This window comes from Pseudomonas sp. GW823-FHT02F05, from assembly GCF_058797315.1.
Genome location: NZ_JBXAJM010000002.1, coordinates 468,483 through 481,335, shown reverse-complemented (window position 1 = coordinate 481,335; position 12,853 = coordinate 468,483). Strand labels below are relative to the sequence as shown.

The window sequence follows — 12,853 nt, the reverse complement described above, 5'->3', positions numbered from 1 at the left end:
GATGCCGTTACCTGACTGTTGAATCGAGAGGCGGGTAAAAGGTTTAAATTTTTTTGCGCTTTTTTGCCCAGTGGTGAGGCGAGGCAATTGACTTGAACCAATCCGGATTCGCAGGGTTCTGCTGCATAGGGCCGCCATCTCAGGGGCCTGCCACTGCCAGGAGGATTGCACTGTGACTGATCGTAAAACCGCCGATAAAACCCCCGACCCCGTCAGCTCTGAAGACGCGCAAAAAGGTAATGTCGAGGCCACCAAAGGGCAGACGCTTGAACCTGCGAACCCCAAGACTGAAACCGTCGACAAAGTCGTGACGCCGACCTCGATCAAGGACATTGAACGGCAAACAGATGCAATCAACGAGAAACTCAACAACGGGGGTTGAACCTGCTGAGTTGATCGGTGGAAAAGAAACGAGATCCTGTGGCGGCCTGAAAGCTGCCACTGCTACTTTTATAAAAAAAAATAATAATTAGCTTAGATTAAAATGTGATTTTTATTATTTATGACCATCCCCTAGTCTTGCCTGGAAGTCCCTTAGGTCATCCAGGAAGATTTGCCATGAGTAGCGTCACGCCGATTTCCAGTGTGTTGAGCAATGTGCGCCAGCGGGTCACACCGCAAGAGTGGGAGGTGCGGGTCAAGTTGGCCGCGGCCTACCGACTGGCGGCGTTGTACAAGTGGACCGATCATATCTACACGCATTTCTCGGCGCGGGTGCCAGGGGCCGAGGAGCATTTCCTGATCAATGCTTTCGGGCTGTTGTTCGACGAAATCAGCGCCTCCAACCTGGTCAAGGTCGATCTGGACGGCACCCTTGTCGATGACCCTACGGGCCTGGGGATCAACTACGCCGGCTATGTGATCCACAGCGCCATCCACGGCGCACGCCATGATTTGCAAGCGGTGCTGCACACCCACACCCGCGACGGTATTGCGGTGTCGGCGCAGAAGCAGGGGTTGTTGCCGATCTCCCAGCACGCTATCGCATTCTCGGGGCGTGTGGCTTACCACGGTTACGAAGGCGTGGCGCTGGACCTGGACGAGCGTGAACGGCTGGTGGCGGATTTGGGCGACAAGAGTGTGATGATCCTGCGTAACCACGGCTTGTTGACGGGCGGCGTCAGCGTCGAGCATGCCTTCCAGCAACTACAAAGCCTGGAGCGGGCCTGCAACATCCAGATTGCGGCACAGGCAGCGGGGAATGCCGAGTTGATCTTCCCACCGGCTGACGTGGTGGCCAAGGTCGAGCAGCAGGCCAAGGTGTTCAGCAATGGCGAAGGCCCGGGCGTGGCGCGGCATTGGAATGCGCTGGTGCGCCAGCTTGAGCGTACCGATACCGACTACAAGAACTGAGTCGGGTGGATTGTTCCCACGCTCTGCGTGGGAACACAGCCCAGGATGCTCTGCGTCCCTAAGCGTGACGCGGAGCGGCACACGAGGCATTCCCACGCAGAGCGTGGGAACGATCATCAAAACCTCACGTCAAGGCGATAGTTGACACGTTGCTGTGCGGCCCGACGGTACTGGCTCGGTCTGCCAGGTAACGCGCCGGCGGTTGGCCCATGGCCTTGCGGAACATGGTGATAAACCCGCTGGCATTTTCATAACCCAGGTCCAGCGCCACGCTCTGCACACTCTCGCCGTTAGCCAGGCGCTGCAGTGAAAGGATTACATGCAACTGCCGGCGCCAGCGACCGAAGCTCAGGCCGATCTCTTCCAGCAGCAGGCGGGTCATGCTGCGTTCGCTCATGCCGATGCGCACGGCCCATTCGCCCAGGGTCGATTTGTCGCCGGGGTTGGCCAATAAGCTGGTGGCCAGCCGATGCAAGCGAGGGTCCTGGGGCATGGGCAAATGCAGGGCCTCGAGGGGGGCCAAGGCCAACTCGTCGAGTAACGTCGCCACCAGCCGGCCCGGGGCGCCGTCTTCGTCGTAGAGCTGCGGGAAGCTGACCGCCTTGCCGATCAATTCGTGCAGCAATGGCGACACCGACAGCGTGCAACATTGCCGGGGCAGGGCGCTGGCGGCGTCCGGGCTGATCAACAGGCAATATACATCTGCTTCGCCAGCGCCACGGGCCGCGTGGGTCACACCGCCGGGAATCCACAATGCGCATTGCGGCGGCACGATCCAGATACCCGCCTCGATCACACAATGCACCACGCCGCGCAAGGTGTAGATCAATTGCCCGTGTTGATGGTGGTGAGGGATATGTTCCCAGCGTTCGGACGTACTCGAGGCGCCCACTGCAACAATCGAGCGAGGGATCGCGGCGGCGTCCCGGACCCGGCAGGGGTCGTATTGGTCGAGGCGGTGATGAACCATGCTGATAACTGCCTTGGCTGGATTGCGAAATATTCTGGCTATTCTATGCAATGCTGTCCAGCGTCATGCGCCCTATGATGAGAACCAATCTCATCAAAGGAGCTTTGCCATGCGACTCGACAGTTCAACTTTCCCGGTGGTGAAAATCTTTTTCGACGCGCCTAGCGAGGGAGCGCCGGAAGACGCCTTCCTGACATTCGAACGTCTGCTGGCGCGTGAGCAGCCCTTCTTGCTGCTGCACGAAAAGGCCGTGGATGAGAACAATCACGAACACGCCCACGAAGAGCGCAAGCGCGCTTCTATCTGGATGAAGAAAAACAAGGCTGCCTTGCGCGCTTACGTCAAAGGCATGATCCAGGTGGAGCCCAGCGCTGCCAAGCGCCTGGCCCTCAAGCCCTTTGCCGTGACGTTCGGCAAGGCCTGGGGTTACCCGCTGCTGGTGGTGGAGTCCAAGGATCGCGCCTGGGCGTTGGCCCAGGATGTGCTGGATGCAGAAGTGTCGGATGTGGCGTATTTCTGAGCCTGGCCAAAGCTCGACAGCGTCCACAATTGAACTACCTTGATTGACGAGCCTTCCCACTCGGTACTCAAGCATGCGCACTTTATGGACGCGGTACCTGGCGTTGCTGGAAAACGACCTGAGCACGCAGATTTTCGACAATGTTAAAAACCTGTTGGTCTGCGCGTTGTTGTTTGCGGCGGGGACCAACGCGCTGGTGGGACCGCACGAGTTGCTGATCGGTATCTTCGCCTCCAGCGTCGCGGGCTGGGGCTTGATTGTGCTGTCCACGGTGCTGATGCTGTTGAACGTCAGCGACGGCATCCGCCGCCTGGCCAAGTTGCGTTATCACTTGGCGTTGCAACTGTGGTTGATCCTGATCTACGTGGTGATTGCCGAGCGGGTGGTAGAGATTGTGTGGGTGTTGCGCGCCCATTGACGTATCCTCCGCGCCTCGTTTACCACTGATTCGAACAAAGATGACAGGACAAGCTATGCAGGCGCTGCTGGAGTCGATCCTCGACGAAGTGCGCCCCTTGATCGGCCTCGGCAAAGTCGCCGATTACATTCCCGCGCTGGCCGACGTGCCCGCCAACCAACTCGGCATCGCGGTATACGGCAACGACGGCACGGCCTACTGCGCTGGAGATGCAGACACGCTGTTTTCGGTGCAAAGCATTTCCAAGGTCTTCAGCCTGGTGCAGGCCATCGACCATGGCGGCGAATCCATCTGGGAGCGCTTGGGCCACGAGCCCTCGGGGCAGCCGTTCAACTCCATGGTGCAGCTGGAATTCGAGCGTGGCCGCCCGCGCAACCCCTTTATCAACGCTGGCGCGCTGGTGATCTGCGACATCAACCAGTCACGCTTCGCCGTGCCGATTCTGTCGATGCGCGACTTTGTACGGCGCCTGTCGGGCAACCCGCAGATCCTGGTCAACAGCGTCGTGGCCGAATCTGAAGCCCAGCATGGTGCGCGCAATGCGGCCATGGCCTACCTGATGAAGTCGTTCGGCAACTTTCATAACGATGTGGACGCGGTGCTGCACAGCTACTTCAACTATTGCGCGTTGCAGATGAGCTGCCTGGACCTGGCCCGAGCGTTCAGCTTCCTGGCCAATGAAGGCGTGAGTGCCCACAGTGGCGAGCAGGTGCTGACGGCGCGCCAGACCAAGCAAGTGAACTCGATCATGGCCACCAGCGGGCTGTATGACGAGGCGGGCAATTTTGCATACCGCGTGGGCCTGCCGGGCAAGAGCGGGGTCGGCGGAGGGATCGTCGCGGTGGTGCCGGGGCAGTTCACGGTGTGCGTGTGGTCGCCGGAGCTGAACGCAGCGGGCAACTCGCTGGCGGGGATGAAGGCGTTGGAATTGTTGAGTGAGCGGATTGGGTGGTCGGTGTTTTGAACTCGGTCCCCCTGTGGGAGCTGGCTTGCCTGCGATAGCGGTTTTTCAGTGCCATCGATCACTGTAGGAGCGAGCTTGCTCGCGAAAAACGCCCAGGCCCTGCGGTCATCCAGGTTGCCCGCGTCATCGTTGACGATCTTCGCGAGCAAGCTCGCTCCTACAGTGGTTAAGGGCGCGGCGCGAGCATCAGGTCAAGTGGCTGGGTGGGTGTCATCCCGAGCCTTGTCCACGAGCAACTGCACACCTTCGAGCATGCGGCAGATGCCCAGCGCTACGTTGCGTTGGGTACCGTCGATTTCAAAGGCAAGATGAGTAGCGATGTCATTGATGGAGGCTAGATCCTGGGAGGCGTTGATCAGCAGGGTTTCGGTGCCTAGGCCGGGGCGCACGTTGAAGAGTTGTTCTGGTGGGTTGGGGCTGTCTTTGATCATGGTGAAACTCCAAGGGATATGGAGCTGCCACGGTTCGCGGTCAAACGAATTAGGGTGGCAGCTATACGCGGGTTGACCGACCGGTCCCAAGGAGCCCGGCATACCCGGAGGTATCCCGCGTACAGCTGCCGCGACACGATACAGCAGGCGTAAAGAAAACGCCTGATTCGATGTGGCACAGATGCAGTTGGGAGTCGGACGGTCAAATCCGGCCGCTGAATTGGCAGCGACGGCCCAGAGGTTAGTCAGTGAAGTTCCGAGCGACAACCTGAAACAGCTGTGGGAAATATCCTAACGCCGCAAATCCTCTGTGGGAGCTGGCTTGCCGGCGATAGCGGTTTTTCAGCGCCGCATATGCTGGCTGACATAGCGCCATCGCAGGCAAGCGAGCTCCCACATTTGATCTCTATTGTTCGTTGAACTGTAGGAGCGAGCTTGCTCGCGAAAAAAGCCCAGGCCCTGCGGTCATCCAGGTTATCTGCGTTATCGTTGATGATCTTAACGAACAAGCTAAGGTTGGCTATGGGCTTGTTCAGCCGCGGCACAGTCGTTCTACCGATAGCGTTCACCATAGCGCCACGCCTTGCGGGGCGCACTTTCTGGTGCCAATGCAGAGCTTGGAAGTGATCACTGCCTAGGCCGATGGGTAGGCGCTATCTGACTGGTGATCAAGCGTCAATTGTTGAGTTGGATTGATTTCTCGAAAGCCTTACCTTTGCGGGTTAGGGACAAATTGATGACTTGACCTTTCTTCGCATTAATCAAGCTCGATAGATGAGCCGCACTGCTGATGCGCTGGCCATCAAGCTTCTCTATAGTATCTCCGATCAGTAAGTCGGCTTTGAAAGCGGGTGAGTCATCGGAAACCATCGTGATTTTCACGCCATAGTTCGTCTGACGAGACTGACGTTCTGCTTCATCCAGTTCAATAGTGGCTGCGCCAAGGATGATATGTGCTTTGACAAAGTAGAGTGCGCCATAGGCTACTTGCTTCTGGGTAATCGGCACGTAATCCGTTGTAGTACCGTATGTCGAGGTGGTTGCCGAACCGTTCAGTTTGCCTGCCGTGACTGACGTAACAGAAGTGCTGGATGTAGGTCTGGATACTTTCGTCGTGGTAGTCGTGGTGCCTTGGTATTGCGGTTCGATAATGATTACTAGATCAGCCTTAATGGCCTTTGCCTGATCAATAGCTTGTTGTTCAGGAATCGGCATGGACGAATTGAATTCGGATTTACCAACAGCTGCGTATCCACGACGGAACCAAGTTCTTGCGACGTTTTCGTAGGTGCTTAGTGTGGCATGGTCGATTATCGGCACAGCGGGGGGCGGCCCTGAGCGCTCTGCCGCGATGATTTCTGGCGTGAATCCATTTGCCGACTGGTAATACTGCGTATAGCCATTAAGAGGTGGCGCCATTTTACAGCCTGCTAAACCTATAAAAAGAGCAGCAAGCGCCAGGGGCTTGAATGGGCGAGGAGTCATTTATCAACATCCTTGTTTATGTGGTGGGTTGATGGCGAATATCCGATGATACCAAAATAGTATCTCGGATTATCAAATCGCTTTTTTTTACCTTCGTTGATTTCGAGGTCGATGCTCGCCCAAACTAAAAGTGTGCCCCTTCAGATGCATTTTTTGCTCTGTCAGCTATCGCTTGTAGGCGATTGCATCCTAAGCCCGATCGCCATTTCTGTTTCTACTTCGAGTCAGCAAGCCCGTCACATCCAGCGTTGGGAGGAGTGGCTCGGCCAGCAGCTCCTTGACGTTGGACATGTACTTCGTGTTCCACTCGTTACACGCAACCAGCAGCGCAGCAGCTACCGATGAAATATATGCCCTGGATTTGAGTGCATTCCCACGCAGAGCGTGCGACACACTCGAGCGCTAACGACGGGGCCTGTTGAGGCGTGGCACGATCATGCCCACCTCACGCTGATAGCGCCGATACCGCTCACCAAACAGCGCCACCAAATCCCGTTCTTCGAAACGGGCGCCGATGAAGAGATACACCGACATCCCCAGGGCAAACAGCAGATGCCCTACGGTCATATGCGGCGTTGCCCAAAAGGCGATCAGGAAGCCCAGGTACAGCGGATGACGCACGACTTTGTAGAGCAGCGGCGCCTGAATGTCAGGCCTGAGGGTGGGGCGTTGCGCCAACGATCAATGGCCTGCTTCAGCCCGAACAACTCGAAGTGACTGATCAAACAGGTTGCCAGCACCACAATGCCCCAGCCCAGCCAGAACAGGCCGCTCAGCAATGCCTTGGCCCAGGCGGCGTCAACTTCCCAAACGGTGTGCGTAATAGGCCGCCACTGCCAGAACAGCAGCGCGAGCATCAGGCTGGAGAGCAACACATAGGTGGAACGCTCCACCGCTGCCAGGGCGAAGACTGCCAGCCAGCGCTTGAAGCGTTTACGCGCCATGGTGCTGTGCCGGACGCCAAACACAATGATCAGTGACGCATTGATCATGAGTGCCAGCGCCCAGTCGATGCGTGCGCCGGACTCGATGTGTTTGGGTACGACCACAGCCCCCACGAAGCCCATCATGTACAGCAGGGTGAATAAGAACACCAGGTAGCAGCAGGTGCTATAGACCAGGCCAGCCAAGCGTGCCGTGAGGGTGTTTGAAGAGGTTTGCCGTTTCATGGACGATTCCTTTCGCACATGGTGAATGGGTGAGCCAATCTATGACGGGCTCGCTCAGACTAACGGCATTCCCCTAGGCGGTAACCTGTTGGAATTGACAGTTGCAAGAGCGATTGGCGATCTAACGGACCTTCAACCTATCCAACAAGCTATACCAGGCCACGCCTGCGCCAATATGAGCCCCCGTGCTGTGGCAGTGCTCAAGGGCGCGGAATAATTCGGCGCGGAACCTGGAGTGAGCCGAAGCCCCGGATACACCGGCGACTCATTGTGGGAGCTGGCTTGCCTGCGATGGCGGTGGTTCAGTGGAAAAATCATTGACTGACAAACCGCCTTCGCAGGCAAGCCCGCTCCCACATTTTGAATCTGTATTGTTCTTTGAGCTGTGGGTGAGCCCAAACAAAAAATGCGCCCCTTGGGGCGCATTCTTTTGCTCGGTCAGCTATGGCCTATGAGGCCGTCGCATCCCAGGCCCGATCACCGTTTTCGTCTTTGATCCGAGTCGGTAAGCCCATCACATCCAGCGCCTTGAGGAACGGCTCGGCCGGTAGTTCCTCGACGTTGGCCATATGCTTCACATCCCACTCGCCACGCGCCACCAGCAGCGCAGCGGCTACCGGTGGTACGCCTGCGGTGTAGGAGATGCCCTGGCTGTCGGTCTCGGCATAGGCCTCTTCGTGATCAGCCACGTTGTAGATGAACATCTCACGCGGTTGGCCATCCTTGGTGCCTTTGACCAGGTCACCGATGCAGGTCTTGCCGGTGTAGCCCGGGGCGAGCGAAGACGGGTCGGGCAGCACGGCCTTGACCACTTTCAACGGCACCACTTCCAGGCCTTCGGCGGTCTTGACCGGCTGTTCGGAAAGCAGGCCGAGGTTTTTCAGCACGGTGAACACGTTGATGTAGTGTTCGCCGAAGCTCATCCAGAAACGCACGTTGGGCACGTCGAGGTTTTTCGACAGCGAGTGCACTTCATCGTGGCCGGTGAGGTAGAGGTTCTGCGAACCGACTACCGGCAGGTCGTCGGTGCGTTTGACTTCGAACATGGTGTTGCTGGTCCACTGGCTGTTCTGCCAGCTCCACACCTGCCCGGTGAATTCGCGGAAGTTGATTTCCGGATCGAAATTGGTGGCGAAGTATTTGCCATGGGAGCCGGCATTGACGTCGAGAATGTCGATCGAATCAATGCGGTCGAAATGCTGTTGCTGCGCCAGCGCGGCATACGCGTTGACGACACCTGGGTCGAAGCCCACGCCAAGGATGGCGGTGATGTTCTTCTGTTTGCACTCTTGCAGGTGGTTCCACTCGTAGTTGCCGTACCACGGCGGGGTCTCGCAGACCTTGCCCGGCTCTTCGTGGATGGCGGTGTCGAGGTAAGCCACGCCCGTGTCGATGCAGGCACGCAGTACCGACATGTTGAGGAAGGCGGAGCCGACGTTGATGACGATCTGCGAATCAGTCTCGCGGATCAGGGCCTTGGTCGCTTCCACGTCCAGGGCGTTCAGCGCGAAGGCTTGGATATCGGCGGGAACCTTGAGGCTACCCTTGGCCTTGACGCTGTCGATGATGGCCTGGCATTTGGAGATGTTGCGCGACGCGATAGCAATACGACCGAGTTCGTCGTTGTGCTGCGCGCACTTGTGGGCCACCACCTTGGCGACACCTCCTGCACCAATGATAAGAACGTTCTTTTTCAATTGCTTTATCTCTCCTTTATCCGCCAGCTCAGGACAGGCTGGACAGGTAGTCGTCGTAACCAAATTCACGAACCACCTCGACTGTACCGTCGAGTTGTTTCACTACGATGGACGGCATTTTCAGGCCGTTGAACCAGTTTTTCTTGACCATGGTGTAGCCTGCGGTGTCGATGAACGACAGCCGATCGCCGATGGCCAGCGGACGATCAAATTGATACTCGCCGAAGATGTCCCCGGCCAGGCAGGATTTGCCGCACACCATGTAGGTGTGTTCACCCTCGCTCGGCGCCAGCTTGGCGTTGAGGCGGTAGATCAGCAGGTCCAGCAGGTGGGCTTCGATGGAGCTGTCGACCACGGCGAGATTCTTGCCGTTGTAGAGAGTGTCGAGCACGGTGACTTCCAGGGAGGCGCTGTTGGTGATCGCCGCTTCGCCGGGTTCCAGGTAAACCTGCACGCCGTACTTCTCGGAGAACGCTTTGAGCCGTGCGCAGAATGCATCCAGTGCATAGCCTTCACCGGTGAAATGGATGCCGCCGCCGAGGCTGACCCACTTGACCTTGTGCAGCAGTTCACCGAAGCGTTCCTCGATGGTGCCGAGCATCTTGTCGAACAGGCTGAAGTCACCGTTCTCGCAGTTGTTGTGGAACATGAAGCCGGAGATCTGATCGATCACGCCATCGATCTTCACCGGGTCCCACTCGCCCAGGCGGCTGAACGGGCGCGCCGGGTCGGCCAGCAGGTAGTCAGAGCTGCTCACCTGCGGGTTCACACGCAGGCCGCGGGTCTTGCCTTCGCTGCGTTCGGCAAAACGCTGCAGCTGGCTGATGGAGTTGAAGATGATCTTGTCGCAGTTCTCGAGCATCTCTTCGATTTCATCGTCGGCCCAGGCCACGCTGTAGGCGTGCGCTTCGCCTTCGAACTTCTGGCGACCGAGCTTGAGCTCATACAGCGACGACGAGGTGGTGCCGTCCATGTATTGCTGCATCAAGTCGAATACCGACCAGGTGGCAAAGCACTTGAGCGCCAGCAGAGCCTTGGCGCCGGACTGTTCGCGCACGTAGGCAATCTTCTGCATGTTGACCAGAAGCTTCTGTTTATCGATGAGGTAGTACGGCGTTTTGATCATTTTTGAGAGCCTGCGGCGGTGCCTGCCAAAAAAGGACACGCATTGTGCCCGCACTTGGAACAGATCGAAAGGTTAGCCGGCGGATTTTGCGCGCCACGTTAAGCATAGGGCGTAAGTATGACCGTTCATAAGAATCATGCCGCCTCCTGTGGGAGCGCTCGAGCCTAAGCGAGGCCGCGATGACGGCCGTCCTGGCACCCCACACATCAACAATAGCGCCGCGAATATCCTGCTTACCTGAACATGAGTAAATCTTGTGATGATCTAGAACAGAATGAGTTTGTCTCAAGACACCCCTCTGTCGACAATGACCGCCATCAATCACACCATCGGAGTTGTAAGTCATGGCAGTCGCTCATTCCCTCGGGTTTCCACGCATTGGACGCGATCGTGAACTGAAAAAAGCGCAGGAAGCGTTCTGGAAGGGTGAGCTCGACGAAGCCGGCCTGCGCGCCGTTGGCCGTGATTTGCGCAGCACCCACTGGGCGCTGCAACAGCAAGCCGGTATCGACCTGTTGCCGGTCGGTGATTTCGCCTGGTACGACCAGGTGCTGACCCATTCGTTGATGTTCGGTGTGGTCCCTGAGCGGTTCCGCCCGGCGGATGGCCAGGCCACGTTGCATACCTTGTTCGCCATGGCCCGTGGCGTCAGTGACAGCTGCTGCGGCGGTGCCCATGCCCAGGAGATGACCAAGTGGTTCGACACCAACTATCACTACCTGGTGCCGGAGTTCAGCGTCGATCAGCAATTCCACCTGGCGTGGGACCAACTCTTCGAAGAGGTCCAGGAAGCCCTCGACCTGGGGCACAGCGTCAAGCCCGTGGTGATCGGCCCGCTGACCTATTTGTGGCTGGGCAAGGCCAAGGGCGCTGACTTCGACAAGCTCGACCTGCTCGAGCGACTGCTGCCGCTGTATGGCCAGATATTCCAGCGCCTGGCCGAATTGGGCGTTGAGTGGGTGCAGATCGACGAGCCAATCCTGGCGCTCGATCTGCCTCAGGATTGGAAGAACGCTTTCGAGCGCGCCTATAACCTGATCCAGCGCGACCCGCTGAAAAAATTGGTGGCCACTTACTTCGGCGGCCTGGAAGAAAACCTTGGCCTGGCTGCCAACCTTCCGGTGGATGGCCTGCATATCGACCTGGTGCGTGCGCCGGACCAGTACCCGACCATTCTCGACCGCCTGCCAGCGTACAAGGTGCTGTCCCTGGGCGTGGTCAACGGCCGAAACGTGTGGCGTTGCGACCTGGAAAAAGCCCTGGCCACCTTGCAGCATGCCCATGAGAAGTTGGGCGATCGCCTGTGGGTCGCGCCGTCCTGCTCGCTGCTGCACAGCCCGGTGGACCTGGAGCGGGAAGATCAGTTGGGTGCCGAACTGAAAAGCTGGCTGGCCTTCGCCGTGCAGAAGTGCGCGGAAGTGGCGCTACTGGCCAAGGCCGTCGATCAGCCCGAAGCCCCTGGCGTACTCACCGCCCTGGCTGCGAGCCGCGCGGTGCAGGCAGCTCGTGCTGCATCGCCACGCATTCACAAGCCTGCCGTTCAAGCTCGTGTAGCGGCCATCACTGCACGGGACAGCCAGCGCCAGTCGCCGTTTGCCCAGCGCATCGAAAAGCAACGGGCCGGCCTTAACTTGCCGCTGTTCCCGACCACCACCATCGGCTCGTTCCCACAGACCGCGTCGATCCGCCTGGCGCGTCAGTCGTACAGGGCGGGCAAGTTGAGCCACGCCGAATACGTCGAAGCCATGCACAGTGAGATCAAGCACGCTGTCGAGGTGCAGGAAAATCTCGGCCTGGATGTGTTGGTGCACGGTGAAGCCGAGCGTAACGACATGGTCGAGTACTTCGCCGAACAACTGGATGGCTACGCGTTCACCCGGTTCGGCTGGGTGCAGAGCTATGGTTCGCGCTGTGTGAAACCCGCAGTGATTGTCGGTGACCTGAGCCGCCCGAACGCCATGACCGTGGAGTGGATTCGCTATGCCCAAGGCCTCACCGACAAGGTGATGAAGGGCATGCTCACAGGCCCGGTGACCATGTTGATGTGGTCGTTCCCACGGGAAGACCTGAGCCGCGAAGTGCAGGCCCGGCAACTGGCCCTGGCGATTCGTGACGAAGTGGTGGACCTGGAAGCGGCCGGCATCAAGATCGTGCAGATCGACGAAGCGGCTTTTCGTGAGGGCTTGCCGTTGCGCCAGGCGCAGTGGCAGCACTACCTGGACTGGGCGACTGAGGTGTTTCGTTTGTGCGCGAGTGGCGTGGGCGATGAAACCCAGATCCACACCCACATGTGCTACAGCGAGTTCAACGATGTGATCGAGTCCATCGCCGCCATGGATGCCGACGTGATCACCATCGAGACCTCACGCTCGGACATGGAGCTGCTCGACGCGTTCGAAGCCTTCGCCTACCCGAATGAGATCGGCCCGGGGGTCTACGACATCCACTCGCCACGGGTGCCGGATGCCTCGGAAATGGCCAACTTGATGCGCAAGGCCGCCAAGCGGATTCCGGCAGAGCGCTTATGGGTGAACCCCGATTGCGGCTTGAAGACGCGGGGCTGGCCGGAGACCGAGGCGGCGCTCATTCATATGGTCACCGCCGCTCGGCAACTGCGTGCTGAGTCAAACTGTAGGAGCGAGCTTGCTCGCGAAAAACGCCAACGATTACGCGTAGCTTCTGAATGAACGTGGCGCCTGTGAGTTTTTCGCGAGCAAGCT

The 12,853-nt window shown here is 58.4% G+C and carries 13 protein-coding genes; 6 read left to right on the top strand and 7 right to left on the bottom strand.

Going from position 1 to position 12,853, the window contains the following annotated elements; all coding sequences use genetic code 11:
- Positions 1-172 precede the first annotated feature (172 nt).
- Together AC1RAC_RS04615 and AC1RAC_RS04610 are read left to right on the top strand one after the other, a co-directional pair.
- On the top strand, positions 173-382 hold the full coding sequence (locus tag AC1RAC_RS04615; protein WP_492616295.1) for a hypothetical protein: 210 nt from the start codon (positions 173-175) through the stop codon (positions 380-382).
- Positions 383-558: 176 nt separating this feature from the next.
- A complete protein-coding gene (locus AC1RAC_RS04610; protein WP_072447767.1) occupies positions 559-1,353 on the top strand; it encodes a class II aldolase/adducin family protein in 795 nt (264 codons plus the stop codon).
- 124 nt (positions 1,354-1,477) lie between these two features.
- Here the strand turns inward: AC1RAC_RS04610 and AC1RAC_RS04605 are convergent, their stop codons facing one another.
- A complete protein-coding gene (locus tag AC1RAC_RS04605) occupies positions 1,478-2,323 on the bottom strand; it encodes an AraC family transcriptional regulator (protein WP_054897762.1) in 846 nt (281 codons plus the stop codon).
- 109 nt (positions 2,324-2,432) lie between these two features.
- Between AC1RAC_RS04605 and AC1RAC_RS04600 the strand changes: the two genes are divergently transcribed.
- The 3 genes from AC1RAC_RS04600 (at position 2,433) to glsB (ending at position 4,225) form a co-directional block, all read left to right on the top strand.
- Positions 2,433-2,843 carry a hypothetical protein gene (locus AC1RAC_RS04600; RefSeq protein WP_034125714.1) on the top strand — a complete coding sequence of 137 codons (411 nt, stop codon included), beginning with the start codon at positions 2,433-2,435 and terminating at the stop codon, positions 2,841-2,843.
- Between the two features lie 73 nt (positions 2,844-2,916).
- Positions 2,917-3,261 (top strand): hypothetical protein, encoded by a 345-nt coding sequence (locus AC1RAC_RS04595; protein WP_314544110.1) that lies wholly within the window; start codon positions 2,917-2,919, stop codon positions 3,259-3,261.
- A gap of 55 nt (positions 3,262-3,316) precedes the next feature.
- Positions 3,317-4,225, top strand: coding sequence for a glutaminase B (glsB, locus tag AC1RAC_RS04590; RefSeq protein ID WP_014718789.1), 909 nt, complete (start codon positions 3,317-3,319; stop codon positions 4,223-4,225).
- A 191-nt stretch (positions 4,226-4,416) separates the two neighbouring features.
- Here the strand turns inward: glsB and AC1RAC_RS04585 are convergent, their stop codons facing one another.
- The 6 genes from AC1RAC_RS04585 to AC1RAC_RS04560 all read right to left on the bottom strand — a co-directional run bounded on the left by AC1RAC_RS04585 (position 4,417) and on the right by AC1RAC_RS04560 (position 10,133).
- Positions 4,417-4,656 carry a DUF6124 family protein gene (locus tag AC1RAC_RS04585; protein ID WP_054918539.1) on the bottom strand — a complete coding sequence of 80 codons (240 nt, stop codon included), beginning with the start codon at positions 4,654-4,656 and terminating at the stop codon, positions 4,417-4,419.
- 675 nt (positions 4,657-5,331) lie between these two features.
- Entirely contained in the window at positions 5,332-6,141 is an 810-nt protein-coding gene (locus tag AC1RAC_RS04580) for a PDZ domain-containing protein (RefSeq protein ID WP_054918537.1), read from the bottom strand.
- A gap of 402 nt (positions 6,142-6,543) precedes the next feature.
- Positions 6,544-6,708 (bottom strand): methyltransferase family protein, encoded by a 165-nt coding sequence (locus AC1RAC_RS04575; RefSeq protein WP_492616294.1) that lies wholly within the window; start codon positions 6,706-6,708, stop codon positions 6,544-6,546.
- 23 nt (positions 6,709-6,731) lie between these two features.
- Positions 6,732-7,310, bottom strand: coding sequence for a hypothetical protein (locus AC1RAC_RS04570; protein ID WP_492616293.1), 579 nt, complete (start codon positions 7,308-7,310; stop codon positions 6,732-6,734).
- A gap of 449 nt (positions 7,311-7,759) precedes the next feature.
- A complete protein-coding gene (locus AC1RAC_RS04565) occupies positions 7,760-9,007 on the bottom strand; it encodes a saccharopine dehydrogenase family protein (protein ID WP_054918531.1) in 1,248 nt (415 codons plus the stop codon).
- Between the two features lie 28 nt (positions 9,008-9,035).
- Complete coding sequence (locus AC1RAC_RS04560) at positions 9,036-10,133, bottom strand: carboxynorspermidine decarboxylase (protein ID WP_005787689.1); 1,098 nt, start codon at positions 10,131-10,133, stop codon at positions 9,036-9,038.
- Positions 10,134-10,477: 344 nt separating this feature from the next.
- On the opposite strand from AC1RAC_RS04560, the gene metE reads away from it, so the two are divergent.
- Entirely contained in the window at positions 10,478-12,820 is a 2,343-nt protein-coding gene (gene metE, locus AC1RAC_RS04555) for a 5-methyltetrahydropteroyltriglutamate--homocysteine S-methyltransferase (RefSeq protein ID WP_313043194.1), read from the top strand.
- Positions 12,821-12,853 lie beyond the last annotated feature (33 nt).